Raw genomic sequence first — 17,226 nt, 5'->3', positions numbered from 1 at the left:
TCTGCGAGGCGCGCTGTACCCGATCGGCGTGTCCCGTACACGCCGGACCGGCGCGGCGTCAGAGCGAGGTCATCTCACCGGTGTCGAACAGCTCCGCCCGCTGCGCCTCCGGCTCCCACAGGTCCGGCTTGGCGGGCTCCTCCACGCCGATGCGCATCGCTTCGAGCTGCGCGGCGAAGGCCAGCCCGCCGAACAGCGCGATCCCGGTGAGGTTGGCCCAGAGCAACAGGGCCATCATGCCGGTCAGCGCGCCGTAGGTCTGGCCGAATCCGCCGCTGTACTTCACGTACGCGGCGAGCAGCAGGCTCGCCAGCCACCAGATCGCGATGGCGATGGACGCGCCGAAGAAGAGCCAGGACAGGCCGGGCTGGCGGCGCCGGGGCGCGTGCCGGAACAGCACCGCCACGGCGAGCACGGTGAGGCCGAGACTCAGCGGCCAGCGGATCACGTCCCACCCGGCCATGGCGACGTCGCCCCACTCGTAGTGCCGCCGTACCGACTCGCCCATCGCCCGGCCGCCGACCAGGATCAGGAAGCCCGCAAGCGCGGGCACGCCGGCGACCACCGCGAGGATCGCGGCGCGCAGGTACTTCGCCAGCGCCGGGCGGTCCCGCTCGACGCCGTAGATCCGGTTGGCGCCCCGCTCGATCTGCGCCATCGTCGTGGTCAGCGCGACCAGCCCGGTGAGCAGACCGAGGGTCAGCGCCAGCTCGCCGGCGTCCTCGGTGCGCTCGCTGTCGGTGAGCAGGTCCTGCACCATGGCTTCGCTCTGGCCGGGCGTGATGGCCAGCACCGTGTCGGCGACGACCTTGCCGCCCTCGTCCACGCCGAGGTCGGTGATCAGGCCGGTGAGCGCGATCAGGAACGGCACCACGGCCAGGCAGAGCTGCAACGCCAGCGCCCGGGAGTGGCTGAACCCGTCGCCGTAGCGGAACCGGATGAACGCGTCCCGCAGCAGGCACCAACCGCCGTGCCGGCGCAGTGTGTGCCAGGCGTCGTCGGCGGACAGCTCGTTCTCGGTCATCAACCGGGTCTCGGGGACCAGCTTGGTGCTACTCACGGCGGGCCTCCTCGACCAGGTGCTCTCCGCGCTCACCGGCCGCGTCGGCGTCCACCGCCAGGTCGGGGTGCTCCTCCGGGCGCGGTACGCAGAGCCAGAGCGACTCGGGCCGGATGGTGGCCTTGAGCGACCGGCCCGGCTCGATCAAGTCGCCGTCGAGTTGCCGGGGCTGCGCCCGGGTGCTGGTGATCTCGACCGAGCGGGCCCGGAACACCTCCATCCCCGGCACCCTGTCGCGGCGGCGCAGCACCGCCCAGCCCATCGCGAGCCAGTGGCGCAGCGTACGCGGCGTCAGCACCGCCACGTCGAGCCAGCCGTCGTCCGGTTCGGCCTCGGTGAGCAGGCGTACCCCGCCCTGCAGGCGCCCGACGTTGGCGACCAGGACCGAGCGGGCCCGGCGGCGCAGCGGCGGCTTGCCGTCGATGCGCACCGAGACCCGCATCGGCCGGTCGCGCAGGTGGCGGGCGGCGCCCACCACGTACGCGGGCCAGCCGATCCGCTTCTTCGTGGTCTCCGAGGTGGAGTCGAGCATCTGGGCGTCGAAGCCCATCCCGGCCATCACCGCGAAGCACTTGTCGCCGACCACGCCGACGTCGAGGCGGCGCATTCCCCGCTCGACGGCGACCTCCAGCCCGGCGGCCAGGTCGTTCGAGAGGCCGAGGTTGGCGGCCAGCAGGTTGCCGGTGCCCTGGGGCAGCACCGCGAGCGCCACGTCGGTGCCGGCCAGCGCGGTCACGCAGGCCATCACCGTGCCGTCGCCGCCGCAGGCGAAGACGACCTCCGCTCCCGCCTTCACGGCCTGTTCCGCCTGCCCGCGGCCCGGATCCTCGACCGTCGTCTCGTACCAGGCCGGGGCCGGCCACCCGGCGGCGGCGAGCGCGCCGTCCACGGTGCGGCGGAACTCGTCCAGGTCGGCCACCTTCACCGGGTTGACCACCACTGCCGAGCGCGGGGTGCGGTTCTCCGCGTTCACCGGGCGCTTGTCGTCTGCACCGTCCACGGCGTCAGTGTGCAGGACACGGGGCGTGACGGCGACCCGGCGCAGCGGGACGTTGCGAGGACCGCAAACAGGTTTGAAATCCGGGTACGGGTCAGGCCGCCTCGCGCAGCGCCGCGTCGACGCGCCGCCGCAGGTCGTCGATGTCCACCCCGGCCTCGGTGAGCACCACGGCGGCCAGGCCGTCGCCCTCGCGCAGCAGGCCGAGCAGGATGTGTTCGGTGCCGATGTGCCGGTGGCGCAGCCGCAGCGCCTCGCGCAGCGACAGCTCCAGCACCTTCTTGGCGCGGGGCGAGAACGCGCCGTGGTGCGGCCCGCGACGCCACCACCGGCGCGGACGCGGGGTCGCCTCGCGCAGCGCGTCGGGGCCGAAGGACTCCTCGATCCGGGCCACTATCGCGGCCAGGTCGATGCCGATCTCGCGCAGTGCCGCGGCGTCCGCCTCGCCGAGCCCGTCCACGCCCTGCGCGGTGTGGCGGGCCACCGCGGCGCGCAGCACGCCGGCCTCGACGCCACCGGCCGCGAGCAGCCGTACCGCCAGGTTGTCGCGGTCGGCGAGCACGCCCAGCAGCAGGTGTTCGGTGCCGACCGGCCGCCGTCCCTCGGTGCGGGCCTCGTCGAGCGCGTGGTGCACCACCCTGCGGGCCCGGTCGGTGAATCGTTCGAACATCACGCCTCCCAGCTCTCGCGCACCGCCGGTCGTCCGGCGTGCTTCTTGTGGACCGCCTGCCGGCTGACCTCGAGGGCGTCGGCGATCTCCTGCCACGACCAGCCCTGCCGCCGGGCGTTGTCGACCTGGATCACCTCGAGCCGTTCGAGCAGCCGGCGCAGGGCGAGCACGGCGCGCAGGCCGACCTTGGGGTCGGTGCTGCCGGCCGCCGCCGCGAGTTCCGTCGCCTGACTCATGCTGTCAATGTAGGTTGACAGCAACCACCTGTCAACCCTGGTTGACACGCGACCCTGCCTGCCGCTGTCCGGCCCGTCCCGGTGTTACGGTCCGCTGGTGTTCCGCCGCCGTCCGCTGGACCGGCCGGTCGAGTCCGCGCGCCGGCTCACCGCCGGCCGCCTCACCCTGGAGATCGCCGGGGGCAGCGTGGTCGGGCACCGCTACCCGGAGAACTACGACGTGCTGCACGTCGACCCCGAGCTGCCGTTCGCGGTGGTCTGCGACGGGATGGGCGACGGCGAGGGCAGCCGCGTGGCGGGCACGACGGCGGCCCGGACGTTCACCGAGCAGGTCCACGCCGGCTGGCCCGCCGTCGGCGCCGCCGCGCTGCGCGCCGCCGTCGCCGAGACCCAACGGCGGGTACGCCAGGCCGGCGCGGCGCAGCCGGGCCTGACCGGGTGCACGCTCACCGCGCTCGTGGTCGAGCCGGACGGCGAGCAGGGCTGGCTGGTGCAGCTCGGCGACTCGCGGGCGTACCGGCTGCGCGACGGGCTGCTCGAACTGGTCACCGTCGACCACACGATGGCCTGGCTCGGCCTGCTGCACGGCTGGTGGCCGGCCGACTCGCCGGAGGCGGCCCGGGCGCGCTACCAGCTGCTGCGCTACGTCGGTCACCCGGACCGCCCCGAACCGGACCTGCTCGCCGTGCCGCTGCGCCGCGGCGACACCTGGCTGCTGTGCACCGACGGCATCAGCGACCAGCTCGGCTACCACCGGCTGCGCGACCTGCTCGCCGCGCGGCGCGACCCGGCGCGCACCGTCGAGGCCCTGCTCGCCGCCAGCCTGGACGAGGGCGGCGAGGACAACGCCACAGCCGTCGTGCTACGCGTCCACCCGGCGCTGCCCGCCCCGCGCTGACCGCCAGTTCCGCCGACCCGCTCCGGCGCACCCGCTCCCGCGACTACGGTGAGTGAAAGGCACGGGTCGGGAGGTGAGCCGGGGTGGCCGCACCCAGCCACGGCGCGGTGGTGGTCGGCGTCAGCCGGTCCGAGGCCGATCTGACGGTGGTCCGCACGGCCGCCGCCGAGGCCGCCGCCCACGACCGGCCGCTGCACCTGCTGCACGCGTTCAACTGGGCCGCCACGCCCGGCCCGGCCCCGGCCGGCGGCACCCGCACGGACGCGGAGAACGTGCTGGAGCACGCCGGGCAGGTCGTCGCCGAGTGCGCGCCGCAGGTGCCGGTCAGCGGCCGGATCGTCGAGGGCTCGCCGGTCGAGGCGCTGCTGCGGGTCGCCGACACCGCGTTCCTGATCGCGCTCGGTGACGGCGGCATGTCCGCCCACCCGGACCGCGTACCGCCCGACACGCCGGCCGTGGACGTGGCCGCCCGGGCCGGTTGCCCGGTGCTGGTCGGGCGCACCCAGCCGGCCCCGCCCGGGCCGCTGCTCGTCGGCTTCGACGGGTCGCCCAGCTCGCAGGCCGCTCTCGGGTACGCCTTCGACTGCGCGCAGCACCGCGGCGCCCGCCTGCTCGCCGTCCGGGTGATCGAGCCGGGGTCCGGCGACCGCGACGACGGGCGGCTGGAGGAGGCGGTCACCCGGACGGCCCAGCGGTACCCCCGGGTCACCGCCGACTGCGAGACCGTCCACGGTGAGCCGAGGTCCGTCCTGCTCGACCGGTCCCGCGCCGCGCAGCTCGCGGTGGTCGCCGCCTGGGGAGACGGGCCGGTAGGGTCCACTCTGGGCGCGGTCAGCCAGTCCCTGCTCTACCACTCGCCGGCCCCGCTGATCGTCGTACGGGGCATCCCCGGGGATGCCGGGGACGAGTCATGAGCCCGCGCGAGGCGGGACCTACGGCCCTGACCGCCGACCCCCGATGGGGACGAGGCTGGACGCGCCGGGGGAGAAAGCGTGGTCCCCGAGTGGCAGCCGAACCCGAGCCACGAGAGGCTAAGGCAGCATGGACACCGCGGTGAACCTGCACAGCCCCTTGACCGAAGACGAGTTGCGCCGGTTGGACGCCTACTGGCGCGCGGCGAACTACCTGACCGTCGGCCAGATCTATCTGCTCGACAATCCGCTGCTGCGCGAACCGCTCAGGCCTGAGCACGTGAAGCCTCGCCTGCTGGGCCACTGGGGCACCAGTCCCGGGCTCAACCTGCTCTACACGCACCTCAACCGGGTCATCGTGAACCGGGACCTGTCCGCCATCTTCGTCACCGGCCCCGGCCACGGCGGCCCGGCGCTGGTGGCGAACACCTGGCTGGAGGGCACCTACAGCGAGCTGTACCACCACATCCCCCGGGACGAGACCGGCATGCAGCGGCTGTTCCGGCAGTTCTCCTTCCCGGGCGGCATCCCCAGCCACGTGGCGCCGGAGGTGCCGGGTTCGATCCACGAGGGCGGCGAGCTGGGGTACGCGCTGAGCCACGCGTACGGTGCCGCGTTCGACAACCCGGATCTGCTCGTGGCCTGCGTGATCGGCGACGGCGAGGCGGAGACCGGCCCGCTGGCCGGGAGCTGGCTGTCGAACGTGTTCCTCAATCCGGCCCGCGACGGCGCGGTGCTGCCGATCCTGCACCTCAACGGCTACAAGATCGCCAACCCGACGGTGCTGGACCGGATCCCCGGCGAGGACCTGCGAGACATGATGCGCGGCTTCGGCTACGAGCCGTACGTGGTCGAGGGCGACGACCCGGCGACGGTGCACCAGCTGCTGGCCGGAACGCTCGACCGGGCGGTCGACGAGATCGCCGCGATCCAGCGCCGGGCCCGCTCCGGCGAGCACGTCGAGCGTCCCCGCTGGCCGATGATCGTCCTGCGGACGCCGAAGGGCTGGACCGGCCCGTCCCGCGTCGACGGCAAGCAGGTCGAGGGCACCTTCCGCGCCCACCAGGTGCCGATCTCCGAGGTCCGGGACAACCCGGAGCACCTGGCCGAGCTGGAGCGCTGGCTGCGCAGCTACCGGCCGGAGGAGCTGTTCGACGCCACCGGCGGCCCGGTCCCCGAGGTGGCCGGCCTGCCGCCCACAGGTGACCACCGGATGAGCGCCAACCCGGTCGCCAACGGCGGCCGGCTGCTGCGCAACCTGGAGCTGCCGGACTTCCGCGACTACGCGGTCGACGTACCGACGCCGGGCGAGCCGATGGCCGGCGCGACGGGTGTGCTCGGGCCCTGGGTCCGGGACGTGATCGCCCGCAACCCGGAGACGTTCCGCCTGTTCGGCCCGGACGAGGTGGCCTCCAACCGGCTCGGCGCGGCGTTCGAGGTGACCGACCGGGCGTTCGTGGGCGCCGAGGTGCCCGGCGACGACCACCTCTCCCCCGACGGCCGGGTGATGGAGGTGCTCTCCGAGCACCTGTGCCAGGGCTGGCTGGAGGGCTACCTGCTGACCGGCCGGCACGGCATCTTCACCAGCTACGAGGCGTTCATCCACATCGTCGACTCGATGGTCAACCAGCACGCCAAGTGGCTGAAGGTGACCCGGAACATCCCGTGGCGGGAGCCGGTGGCGTCGCTGAACTACCTGCTGTCCAGCCACGTGTGGCGCCAGGACCACAACGGCTTCTCGCACCAGGATCCGGGCTTCATCGACCACGTGGTGAACAAGAAGGCCGAGGTGGTACGGGTCTACCTGCCGCCGGACGGCAACACCCTGCTGTCCACGATGGACCACTGCCTGCGCAGCCGGCAGTACATCAACGTGGTGGTGGCCGGCAAGCAGCCCGCGCCGAACTGGCTGACCATGGACGAGGCGATCCAGCACTGCCGCCGCGGCCTGGGCATCTGGGACTGGGCCAGCAGCGACGACGGCACCGAGCCGGACGTGGTGCTCGCCTGCGCCGGCGACGTGCCGACGCTGGAGACGCTCGCCGCCGTCGACCTGCTGCGCCGGCACCTGCCGGACCTGAGGGTGCGGGTCGTCAACGTGGTCGACCTGATGCGCCTGCAACCGCCGTCGGAGCACCCGCACGGCCTGCCGGACAACGAGTTCGACACCATCTTCACCCGCGACAGACCGGTCATCTTCGCCTACCACGGCTACCCGTGGCTGATCCACCGGCTCACCTACCGCCGGACCAACCACGAGAACCTCCACGTGCGCGGCTACAAGGAGGAGGGCACCACCACGACGCCGTTCGACATGGTGATGCTCAACGACCTGGACCGCTTCCACCTGGTCATCGACGTGATCGACCGGGTGCCCGGGCTGCGGTCGCGCGCCGCGCACCTGCGCCAGGACATGGTGGACGCCCGCCAGGCCTGCCGCGACTACACCCGGCGCTGCGGCGAGGACGACCCCCGGGTCGCCGAGTGGCGCTGGATCCGCGAGAACGACCCGGCCGTGAGGAGTGGCGAATGAGCGGCGAGGAGATCCTGGTCGGCTACGACGGGTCCGCCGACGCGTCGGTGGCCCTGAACTGGGCGCTGGACGAGGCGGGCCGGTCGGGGCGGCCGGTACGACTGGCGTACGTCTTCGAGTGGCTGACGGTGACCGGCTGGATCGGCCCCGGTGTGGCGCCGGGGGTGTGGCCGGACGAGGCCGCCCGGCAGCAGGTCGACGAACTGGTCCGCAAGGCGGCGGCGGACGCCGCCGCCGACCGGCCGGGCCTGACCGTGCACGGCGAGGTGTTCGACGGGCCGCCCGCGCTGGTGCTCCAGGAGCGGTCCGCCGACGCCGGGATACTGGTGCTCGGCAGCCGCGGCCACGGCGGCTTCGGCGGGCTGCTCGCCGGCTCCACGGCGGTCTCGGTCACCGCGCACGCCCACTGCCCGGTGGTGGTGGTCCGCGACGGCCAGGCCGCCACGTCCGGGCCGGTGGTGGTCGGCTCGGACGGCTCGGAGTCGGCGCTGCGGGCGCTCGGCTTCGCCGTCGAACGGGCCGCGCAGCGGGACGTGCCGCTGCGGGTGCTGCGGGCCTGGGAGCCGCCTGGTGACAGGTGGGTGCCGCCGGACTTCGACCCGGAGCAGGTCGCCGCGAGCGAACGGGCCGCCGCCGAGGCGGAACTGGCACCGTGGCGGGAGAGCTTCCCCGACGTGCCGGTCGAGATCGAGGCGGTACCCGGCAGCGCGTCCGCGCTGCTGGTGGAGGCGAGCCGGTCGGCGCAGCTCGTGGTGGTCGGCAGCCGGGGCCGGGGCGGCCTGCGCGGCATGCTGCTCGGCTCGGTCAGCCAGCAGCTCATCCAGCACTCGCACTGCCCCGTCGCGGTGGTACGCGAGCGCTGACCCGACGGGCGCACTTCCGGACTCACCCTCGGTGATCGCCCGCTGGAGAAGGTCCGCTCGACCGGATATGACTCTGAGGCATAGATGTGCCTCAGAGTCATATCCATTTCTTGGCATGGTCTCCCGCAGGCATCCCCGGGTGATCCTTGCCGCGCCCCGGCGACCAGAGCTCTCGGCTACTGCCGAGAACGGTGGTCAGCGGCCGGGCGCGGTCGAGCCGTCCTCCGGGTTGAGCGAGAAGTAGTCCTCCTCCTCCTGGGCCAGGTGCAGGCGCAGCACCGCGTCCAGGCCGTAGAGCGCGGCCAGCAGATCGGGCACCTCGTCACGGCGCAGCCGGCCGTCCGGCTGCGCCGTGAGGTGCCCGCCGATCCGCTCCACCAGCCGCACGATCTCCACGTGCGCCCGGCTCATCGTGGAGGTCGCCTCGTCGCTGCCGAGCGGCCCGGCCAGCGCCGGGTAGAGCTGCCGGTCCTCGGCCGCCTCGTGCGGCAGCACCTCGTCGACCAGGCGCCGGTGCACCTCGCGCAGCGCCGGCAGGCACGCCGGGTCGTCCGGGCGGGTCGCCACCATGTCGGCGGTGTCCCGCAGCCGGGCCAGCACGTCGCGGATGCCGCCGTGCTCGCCCGCGTACCGGTCGAGCAGCTCGCGGGTGTGCGCCGGCAGATCCCGCCGCCGCAGGCCGCCGCCGAGCGCGCGCAACGCGTTGAGGATCACCAGGACGTCGATGCCCTCCTGGAGGAACGCGCCGGCCACCGGGGGCAGCCGGCCCGCCGCGGCCACCAGCATCGCCAGCACCGCGAGGCCCATGCCGACGGTGGCGCTCTGCACCGCGATGCGGCGGGCGTACCGGGCGATCTCGACGGCGTCGGCGAGCCGGTCCAGCCGGTCCACGGTGAGCACCGCGTCGGCCACGTCCGCCGAGGCGGTCGCCCCGGTCGCGCCCATCGCCACCCCGACGTGCGCCTCGGCCAGCGCCGGCGCGTCGTTCACGCCGTCGCCGACCATCACGGTCACCGCGTGCGCCGACTCCTGGCGTACCCGATCGGCCTTCTCCTGCGGCGAGCACCGCGCGATCACGTCGTCCACGCCCACGATCTGCGCCACCTGCCGGGCCGTGCCCGGGCGGTCGCCGGTCACCATGACCAGGCGCTCCAAGCCCGCCTCGCGCAGCCGCCGCACGGTCCGGCGGGCGTCCGCGCGGACCGGGTCCTCCAGCAGGATCGCGCCCAGCGGCCCTCGGTCGTCGCTGACCCACACCGCCGAGCGCCCGGCCCGTTCGGCGCGTTCACCGAGCCGGCCCGCCCACTCCGGCGGTTCCCCGGCGAGCTGCCCGACGTGCACCATCCGCCCGTCGACGCGGCCGCTCACCCCGTGCCCCGGCTCCTCGGTGACCTGCGCCGGCTCGGCCAGCGCCAGCCCGCGCTCGCGGGCCTGCCGGACCAGCGCGGCGGCCAGCACGTGCGGGGAGAGCTGCTCGACCGAGGCGGCCAGCAGCAGCACCTCGTCCCGGTCGCCGCCCGGCGCCACCACCACCTCGGCCGCCCGGGGTCGCCCGGCGGTGAGCGTGCCGGTCTTGTCCAGCAGCAGGGTACGGGCGCGGCCGAGCTGTTCCAGCGACCCGCCGTCGCGGACCAGCACGCCGCGCCGGGCCACCCGGGACAGCCCGGACACCACGGCGATCGGGGTCGCCAGCAGCAGCGGGCACGGGGTGGCCACCACGAGCACCGCCACCGCCCGGGTGAACTCGCCGGACAGCAGCCACGCCAGCCCGGCCAGCACCAGCGTGAACGGCACGAACGCGGCGGCGTAGCGGTCGGCCAGCCGTACCATCGGGGCCTTGCGGGCGGTGGCCTCGCCGGCCAGGCGGACGATGCCGGCGTAGGTGCTCTCCGCCGCGTTGCGGCTGGCCCGCAGCCCGAAGCCGGCGCCCGCGTTGACGACGCCGCTGGCGACCTGCTCCCCGGCCGCGCGGGTGACCAGCTGCGACTCGCCGGTGACCACCGACTCGTCGAGCGTCGCCGCCTCCTCGACCACGCCGTCCACAGGCACCACGTCGCCCGGCCCGACCACCAGGCGGTCCCCCACCTCGACGCGGTCCAGCGGCACCACCTCGATCCCGCCGTCCGGGGTGCGCCGCCGCGCCTGCCGGGGCGCGCGTTCCAGCAGCGCCCGCAGGTCACGGGTGGCGCGGCGCTGGGCGTACTCCTCCAGCGCCCGCCCGGTCGCGACCATCACCGCGATCACGGCGCCGGCCAGGAACTCCCGCACCAGCAGCGCGCCGAGCAGCGCCAGCACCGCGATGACGTCCACCCCGAACTGCCGCAGCCAGAGCTGGCGCAGCGTCGTCCAGGCCGCCGGCACCAGGGCGACCACCGTGACCGCCGCCCAGACCAGCCGCGCGGCGTCGTGCGCGCCGGCGAACCACAGCGCCGCACCGGCCAGCACGGCCACTGTGAGCAGCACCAGCGGCGCCCACTCGGCCCGGGCCCACCGCCGGGCGCGGGCCGGCTGCTCGGGTACGCACTCGCGTGGCTCGGTTCCCACGTGTCGATCGTCTCAGCCCGGACGTCGGACGGGCAGGGCGATGCGGGTAATCCGGGGGATGGAACGGCGTCCCCACCCGCCCGTGGGGCACGATGGGGAAAACAGGAAAGGTCGTGACGATGAGCCACGAGACGCCGGCCGGCGATCGCCCGTTGACCACCGCGCTCGCGGAGGCCGCCGGAATGGCCGGCCACGCCCCCTCGGTGCACAACACGCAGCCGTGGCACTGGACGGTCCTGCCCGACGCGCTGGAGCTGCGGGTGGTCCGCGAACGGCACCTCAGCGCCCTGGACCCGGAAGGGCATCTGCTGGTGGTGAGCTGTGGCGCCGCGCTGCACCACGCCCGGGTGGCGCTGGCCGCCGAAGGCTGGACCCCGGTGGTGGAACGGCTGCCCGACTCGAAGGAACCCGACCTGCTGGCCCGGATCACCACCCTCGAGCACACCGGCGCCGACCCCGACGCCATGCGCGTCGTGCAGTGCATGCAGGTGCGGCACACCGACCGGCGGCCGGTCAGCGACGAGCCGATCCCCACCGCCGCGCTGAACGACATCGACCGGGCCGCCACGCTGGAGGGGGTGAACCTGCAACTGCTCGACGACACCCAGAAGATCCAGCTCGCCGGCGCCGCCCAGCAGGCCGCCGCCGTCGAGGCGGACAGCCCGGAGCTGCGCGAGGAACTGGCGTACTGGACCAGCCGGGCCGGCACCGGCACCGGGCTGCCGCCGGAGGTGCTGCCCGAGCAGGCGCCGCAGACGACCGTTCCGGCCCGCGACTTCGGCCGCGCCGGTTCGCTGCCGATCGGGCCCGGCCACGACAAGGCCGCCGTCTACGGGATCCTGTGGGGCTCCGACGACGAGACGATGAGCTGGCTGCGCGCCGGTGAGGCGCTCTCCGCCGCGTGGCTCACCGCCACCCGGCACGGCGTGTCGCTGGTGCCGCTGTCCGGTGTGGTGGAGGTCGAGGGCACCCGCGAGGTGCTGCGGCAGATGCTCTCCGGCCTGGGGTTCCCGTACATCAGCATGCGGCTCGGCCTGGCCGACCCGACGCACGCCGGCCCGCCGCACACGCCCCGGCTGGACGTCACGCAGACGGTCGACACCTCGGCGGTCCGCGACCGGCTCGCCTGACCGGTCTCGATCACGGCGGTCACCGGGCGATACCATCGCCGGGTGGCCGCCGCACCCCAGTCCCGGCACGAGCACCTCACGCCGTCGCTCGGGCTGACCCCGCTGTCCCGTGTCCGCCTGGACGAACTGCTCCAGGAGATGCTCGACCGCGTCGGCGAGGTGGTCACCAGCCGCGAGCGGCTACGGGCCCTGCTGGACGCGGTCGTCGGCATCGGGTCCGACCTCGATCTGCGCAGCACGCTGCAGCGGATCGTGCAGTCGGCGTGCGAGCTGGCCGGCGCCCGCTACGGCGCACTCGGCGTGATCGGCCCCGACCGCATGCTGCACGACTTCATCGTCCACGGCATCAGCCCCGAGCTGCACGCGAAGATCGGCGAGCTGCCGCACGGCCGGGGCGTACTCGGCCTGCTCATCGACGACCCGAAGCCGGTCCGCATGCCGGACATCACCAAGCACCCCAAGTCGTACGGCTTCCCGCCCAACCACCCGCCGATGCACAGCTTCCTCGGCGTGCCGGTGCGCATCCGCGACCACGTGTGGGGCAACCTCTACCTGGCCGAGAAGCAGGGCGCTGCCGAGTTCACCGAGGACGACGAGGAGATCGTGGTGGCGCTGGCCGCCGCGGCCGGCGTGGCGATCGAGAACGCCCGTCTCTACGCGCTGGCGCACCGGCGGGAACGCTGGCTCGCCGCCGCCGCCGAGATCACCTCGGTGCTGCTCGGCGAGGTACGCCGTACCGACGCGCTGACGCTCGTGGCCCGCCGCGCCCGCGAGGTCGCCGAGGCCGAACTGGCGCTGGTGCTGCTCTACGACGAGGACGAGGCGCAGTTCACCGTCGAGGTCGTCGACGGCGCCGACCCGGTCGCCCGGGAACTGGTCGGCGCGGTGCTGCCGGCCGCCGAGACCAGCTTCGCCGCGTCCGTCACGCAGGGCCGCCACGACCAGGTCGAGGATCTCGCCGCCGCCGCGCCCTGGCCCCGGCCGGTGGTCGCCGGGCCCGCAGTGGTGTCCCCGCTCGCCGCCGCCGACACGCTGCATGGTGTCCTGGTGATCGGCTACCGGCCCGACCACGGGCCCGCCGCCGACGACGACCTCGCGCTGCTCGCCAGCTTCGCCGGGCAGGCCGCGCTCGCCATGGAACGCGCCCGCGGGCAGGAGGAGCGGGAACTGCTGGTGGTCCTGGAGGACCGCGAACGCATCGCCCGCGACCTGCACGACGTGGTGATCCAGCGGCTGTTCGCCACCGGCCTGCAACTGCAGAGCGGCGCGATGAACGCCCGTCCCGAGGCCGCCAAGCGGATCAACCAGGCCGTCGACGACCTGGACGCCACCATCCGCGACATCCGCCGCACCATCTTCGAGCTGCGCACCCCGATGAGCGCGGCGCTGCGCACCGAGATCCGTGAGGCGATCGAGGTAGCCGCCGAGTCGCTCGGCTACCGGCCCGAGCTGGAACTGATCGGCCCGATCGACAGCGCCGTCCCGGACGACCTGCGCCCCGAACTCACCGCCGTGCTGCGCGAGGCGCTCTCCAACGCGGTACGCCACGCGCAGGCCGGCCGGGTGTCGGTGCGCGTCCGCGTCGACTCCGGCCGGGTCGAGATCACCGTCACCGACGACGGGATCGGCTGCGACCCGGAGGCGGCCCGCAGCGGCCTGGTCAACCTGCGGGAACGGGCCGAGCGGCTGGGCGGCGAGTTCGCACTGCGCCGGGCCGAGCCGCGCGGCACCGAGGTGCGCTGGAGCGTCCCGCTCGACTGACCGGCGTCAGGTGTTCTTGCCGAGCAGCCGGGTGGCCAGCACCGCCGCCTGGGTACGCCGCTCCAGGCCGAGCTTCGCCAGCACGCTGGAGACGTAGTTCTTCACCGTCTTCTCGGCCAGGAACATCTTCCCGGCGATCTCCCGGTTGGTGAGCCCCTCCGCCACGTACTCCAGGATCCGCCGCTCCTGCTCGGTCAGCGACTTCAGCTCCCGCGGCTGCTCCACACCGCTGCGGATGCGCTCCAGCACACGGGTGGTGATCGCCGGGTCGAGCAGCGACTGCCCGGCCGCCACCCGGCGGACCGCGTCCACCAGGTCGGTGCCGCGGATCTGCTTGAGCACGTACCCGGCGGCGCCCGCCATGATCGCCGCGAACAGCGCCTCGTCGTCCTCGTACGAGGTGAGGATCAGTCCCTTGATCGAGGAGTCCACGGCGCGGACGTCCCGGCACACGTCGATGCCGTTGCCGTCGGGCAGCCGGGCGTCGAGGATCGCCACGTCGGGGCGCAGCGCCGGAATGCGGCGCGCTGCCTCCTGGGCCAGGCCGGACTCGCCGACCACCTCGATGTCGCCGCTGCTCTGCAGCAGGTCGGCAAGGCCACGACGGACGACCTCGTGGTCGTCGAGCAGGAACACCCGGATCATCAGTCCTTTCTACCCGCTTTCCCGCACCTGTAGCACGGGTCGAAAGTCCCGTCCTGCGCGCGCCGGCCGGGACCGACGGCCGGGCCCAGGTGGGGACCTCCGGCCCTGCTCACCGCACCGCCCGCTGACGCACCGTAGTGGTGTACCCGGCCGGGGGAGCCGGCGCCGCACGAGAGGGAGCAGCACCATGACGACCGAATACACCGCCGAGCAACTGCGGGCCGCGGTCGCCGACGCGGTCCGGGCCCCGTCACTGCACAACACCCAGCCGTGGCGGTTCCGGCTCGTCGACGGCGGCATCGAGGTGTCCGTCGACCCGCTGCGCGGCCTGCCCGCCACCGACCCGACCGGCTGGGGCGCACGGATCGCCGCCGGTGCGGCCCTGTTCAACCTGCGCCTGGCGCTCGCCGTGGCGGGCACCCCGGCCACCGTGCGGCTGCGCCCGTACCCCGCCGACCCGGACGTCGTGGCCCGGCTGGTGCCGGACGTGCCGCGCCGTCCCACCCCGGTCGAGCAGAGCCTGTACGGGGCGATCGGCCACCGGTTCAGCAACCGCGCGCCGTTCTGGCCGGACCCGGTGCCGGCCGAGGCCCGGTGGCGGCTCGGCGAGGCGGCCCGCGCCGAGCAGTGCTGGCTGGAGCTGGTGATCGGCACCAGCGCCGTGAACGCGGTCGCCGAGGTCGCCCGCAGCGCCCACCGCGTGCTGGAACGCGACCCCGCGTACGTGGCCGAGCGGGCCGAGTGGATCCGCTCCGAGCCGGCTCCGGACGGCGTGCCGACCGGCGCCGGCGGGCCGCAGAGCGAACCGCAGGACCTGCTGCCGCAGCGCGGCTTCGGCGGACGCAACCGCGCCCCCGGCCGCGACTTCGAGCCGGAGCCGCTGGTCGCGGTGCTCGGCTCGGCCGGCAACACCTCGGCCGACCAGATCCTGGCCGGGCAGGCGTTGCAGCGGGTGCTGCTCACCGCCACGGACGCCGGGCTGAGCGTGTCGATGCTGTCCCAGCCGATCGAGGTGCCCGCCGCACGGGAGGCGCTGCGGATGTCGCTGGGCCGGTTCGGCACCCCGCAGATGGTGATGCGGATCGGGTACGGCCAGCCGGGTCGCGCCACCCCGCGCCGCTCGGTCGAGGAGGTGCTCGACCTGCCGGTCGTGCCGGCCTGACCCGTACCCTCCGCAGGCCACGTCGGCCGCGCGGCCCTGCCCGTCCCGGTCGTGCGGGCCGAGGCCCGGCTGTTCGGGGCCGGCTGGGGCAGTGCGGGCCTGCTCCGGGTCAGGCCGGGAGCGCGGCCAGCAGGGCGGCCTCCCGCTCCGGCGCCAGCCCGACCGGTGCGCGCGCCGGCCGCCCCGCCCGGTCCGGCACGCGCCCCACCTCGCGCAGCCACCGCCAGGTGTCGGCGACCGTCTCGGTCACCGGCCGGCAGACGAGCCCCGCCGCGTACGCCCGTTCCACGTCCCGCTCCTGCAACCACCGGTACTCGTGCCCGCGCGGGATCCACAACGGCAGGTCGTTCCACGGCTCCACGCCCGCGGCCAGGATCGGCTCCGGCGCGGTCCACCGCAGCGTCGCGTCCGACCCGGTCACCGCCACCGCCGCGTCGAGCAGGTCACCCATCGTCGCGTGCCCGGTGCGACTCACCACGTTGTACGCCCCGCCGACGCCCTCGGCGCCCCGGTCCAGCAGCCAGGTCGCCAGATCCCGGACATCCACGTACTGGATCGGCAGGTCACGCGGCCCCGGCGCCAGCACGTCCCCGCCCCGGGCGACCCGGTTCAGCCACCACGGCAGCCGCCCGATGTCCTCCCCCGGCCCGAGGATCAGCCCGGCGCGTGCCAGCAGCGCCCGGTCACCGAACACTCGCGTCGCGGCGAGTTCCCCGCCTGCCTTGTTCGCCGGATAGTCACCGTCCCCCGCATCCGCGTCGGCGGCCACTGTGGGCGCCTCCTCGCCGCTGCCGGGCGCGACGGGTGGCGCGTACACCGATCCGCTGGACACGTAGACGTAGTGCGGCACCGCGTCGGCGAGCGCCGACGCCGCGTCCCGTACCGCTCGGGGCGCGCCGTCCCACGTGTCCACCACCAGATCCCACTCGCCGCCGGTGAGCGCGGCCAGCCCGTCCGGCGCGGTCCGGTCACCCCGCAACCGGTGTACGCCGTCCGGCACCCGCCCGTGCACACCCCGGTTGAACACTGTCACCTGCCAGTCGCGGCGTACCGCCTCGGCCACGACCGCACCACCGACAAAGCCCGTACCACCAAGCATGAGGAGTCGCATGCGTCCCAGCGTGCCGCCGCGCGTCGGGTACGGCTGCCCCGTTTCACGGTCAGCGGATCTGCCAACGGCAGAACCCGGATCTCCCGTAACCGAGCCGCGCCCCCCGCCGCTCGTCCGCGCCGGACTTGCCCCACCCCGACCCGCCCGCCCCGCCGTCGCCCCTCACCGTCGATCTTTGAGTTGTGGCGCCTCGGATGCCCGGTTGACGCAGTTCGCGAGGTGCCACAACTCCAAGATCGACGAGTTAACCCCGAAGGCGCGGCCGACTCTCGTCAGCTCCGATCAACAGCCGCCCCAAAACCACCCAGGCCGCCCCGGGCCGCCCGCGATCTTGCACTTTGGCACCCCGCAAACCTCGCGAATGGGATGCACGAAGGGCTCAACTGCAAGATCGCGTAGGGCGGCGCGGCCTCATGGGTGCCTCGCTCCTCCCGGAGTCGGCGTCGCCCAGCCCACCTCGAGCCCGCCCAGCCCACCTCGACCCGCCCAGCGACGTCGACCTCGCTGGCCACGTCGACCCGACCGGCCTGGTCGATCATGAACTTGACGGCATTTCGTGTCCGGTTTGTCGCCGCCAAGTTCATGATCGACTGCGCCGAGGGCGGGCGCGTGTGTGCCATCCGTGCCGACGTGGGTGGGGTGTCTGGTTCGGGGGTGGTGGGCGGCACTCTGGCGGTGGAATCGTCGGCGGGTGGGTGGCGTTGT

14 protein-coding genes are annotated in these 17,226 nt (G+C 74.3%); 7 read left to right on the top strand and 7 right to left on the bottom strand.

Annotated features, from left to right (window positions below; translation table 11 throughout):
* Positions 1-58 precede the first annotated feature (58 nt).
* From NMK34_RS09950 to NMK34_RS09935, 4 genes are all read right to left on the bottom strand, one after another.
* A complete protein-coding gene (locus NMK34_RS09950; RefSeq protein ID WP_135239032.1) occupies positions 59-1,060 on the bottom strand; it encodes a YihY/virulence factor BrkB family protein in 1,002 nt (333 codons plus the stop codon).
* A complete protein-coding gene (locus tag NMK34_RS09945; RefSeq protein ID WP_318333126.1) occupies positions 1,053-2,060 on the bottom strand; it encodes a diacylglycerol/lipid kinase family protein in 1,008 nt (335 codons plus the stop codon). The genes NMK34_RS09950 and NMK34_RS09945 overlap by 8 nt, the downstream gene beginning before the upstream one ends.
* A gap of 91 nt (positions 2,061-2,151) precedes the next feature.
* The gene (locus NMK34_RS09940) at positions 2,152-2,727 is read right to left on the bottom strand and encodes a Clp protease N-terminal domain-containing protein (protein ID WP_318333125.1); all 576 of its coding nucleotides are present in this window, start codon (positions 2,725-2,727) and stop codon (positions 2,152-2,154) included.
* The gene (locus NMK34_RS09935) at positions 2,727-2,963 is read right to left on the bottom strand and encodes an HTH domain-containing protein (RefSeq protein ID WP_030275209.1); all 237 of its coding nucleotides are present in this window, start codon (positions 2,961-2,963) and stop codon (positions 2,727-2,729) included. Before NMK34_RS09935 ends, NMK34_RS09940 begins: the two co-directional genes overlap by 1 nt.
* A gap of 97 nt (positions 2,964-3,060) precedes the next feature.
* Between NMK34_RS09935 and NMK34_RS09930 the strand changes: the two genes are divergently transcribed.
* From NMK34_RS09930 to NMK34_RS09915, 4 genes are all read left to right on the top strand, one after another.
* Positions 3,061-3,861 carry a PP2C family serine/threonine-protein phosphatase gene (locus NMK34_RS09930; RefSeq protein WP_318333124.1) on the top strand — a complete coding sequence of 267 codons (801 nt, stop codon included), beginning with the start codon at positions 3,061-3,063 and terminating at the stop codon, positions 3,859-3,861.
* An 83-nt stretch (positions 3,862-3,944) separates the two neighbouring features.
* Complete coding sequence (locus NMK34_RS09925) at positions 3,945-4,775, top strand: universal stress protein (RefSeq protein WP_318333123.1); 831 nt, start codon at positions 3,945-3,947, stop codon at positions 4,773-4,775.
* Positions 4,776-4,902: 127 nt separating this feature from the next.
* Positions 4,903-7,305, top strand: coding sequence for a phosphoketolase family protein (locus NMK34_RS09920; protein ID WP_318333122.1), 2,403 nt, complete (start codon positions 4,903-4,905; stop codon positions 7,303-7,305).
* Positions 7,302-8,168, top strand: a complete 867-nt coding sequence (locus tag NMK34_RS09915) for a universal stress protein (protein ID WP_318333121.1) — start codon at positions 7,302-7,304, stop codon at positions 8,166-8,168. The genes NMK34_RS09920 and NMK34_RS09915 overlap by 4 nt, the downstream gene beginning before the upstream one ends.
* 195 nt (positions 8,169-8,363) lie before the next feature.
* On the opposite strand, the gene NMK34_RS09910 is transcribed toward NMK34_RS09915, so the two are convergent.
* On the bottom strand, positions 8,364-10,712 hold the full coding sequence (locus NMK34_RS09910) for a heavy metal translocating P-type ATPase (protein WP_318333120.1): 2,349 nt from the start codon (positions 10,710-10,712) through the stop codon (positions 8,364-8,366).
* 119 nt (positions 10,713-10,831) lie between these two features.
* On the opposite strand from NMK34_RS09910, the gene NMK34_RS09905 reads away from it, so the two are divergent.
* Positions 10,832-11,842, top strand: a complete 1,011-nt coding sequence (locus tag NMK34_RS09905) for an Acg family FMN-binding oxidoreductase (protein WP_318333119.1) — start codon at positions 10,832-10,834, stop codon at positions 11,840-11,842.
* Positions 11,843-11,935: 93 nt separating this feature from the next.
* Positions 11,936-13,603 carry a GAF domain-containing sensor histidine kinase gene (locus tag NMK34_RS09900; protein WP_318336310.1) on the top strand — a complete coding sequence of 556 codons (1,668 nt, stop codon included), beginning with the start codon at positions 11,936-11,938 and terminating at the stop codon, positions 13,601-13,603.
* A gap of 6 nt (positions 13,604-13,609) precedes the next feature.
* Here NMK34_RS09900 and NMK34_RS09895 read toward each other — a convergent pair whose 3' ends face one another.
* Complete coding sequence (locus NMK34_RS09895) at positions 13,610-14,248, bottom strand: response regulator (protein WP_013284884.1); 639 nt, start codon at positions 14,246-14,248, stop codon at positions 13,610-13,612.
* Positions 14,249-14,435: 187 nt separating this feature from the next.
* Here NMK34_RS09895 and NMK34_RS09890 point away from each other — a divergent pair, with 187 nt between their 5' ends.
* On the top strand, positions 14,436-15,410 hold the full coding sequence (locus NMK34_RS09890; RefSeq protein ID WP_194802571.1) for an Acg family FMN-binding oxidoreductase: 975 nt from the start codon (positions 14,436-14,438) through the stop codon (positions 15,408-15,410).
* A 109-nt stretch (positions 15,411-15,519) separates the two neighbouring features.
* Here the strand turns inward: NMK34_RS09890 and NMK34_RS09885 are convergent, their stop codons facing one another.
* A complete protein-coding gene (locus NMK34_RS09885; RefSeq protein ID WP_318333118.1) occupies positions 15,520-16,521 on the bottom strand; it encodes an NAD-dependent epimerase/dehydratase family protein in 1,002 nt (333 codons plus the stop codon).
* Between the last annotated feature and the right edge of the window lie 705 nt (positions 16,522-17,226).

This window comes from Micromonospora sp. BRA006-A (assembly GCF_033433935.1).
GTDB classification, from domain to species: domain Bacteria; phylum Actinomycetota; class Actinomycetes; order Mycobacteriales; family Micromonosporaceae; genus Micromonospora; species Micromonospora aurantiaca.
Note: the sequence above shows the minus strand (reverse complement) of the source record. Positions and strands in the feature narration are given on the sequence as shown.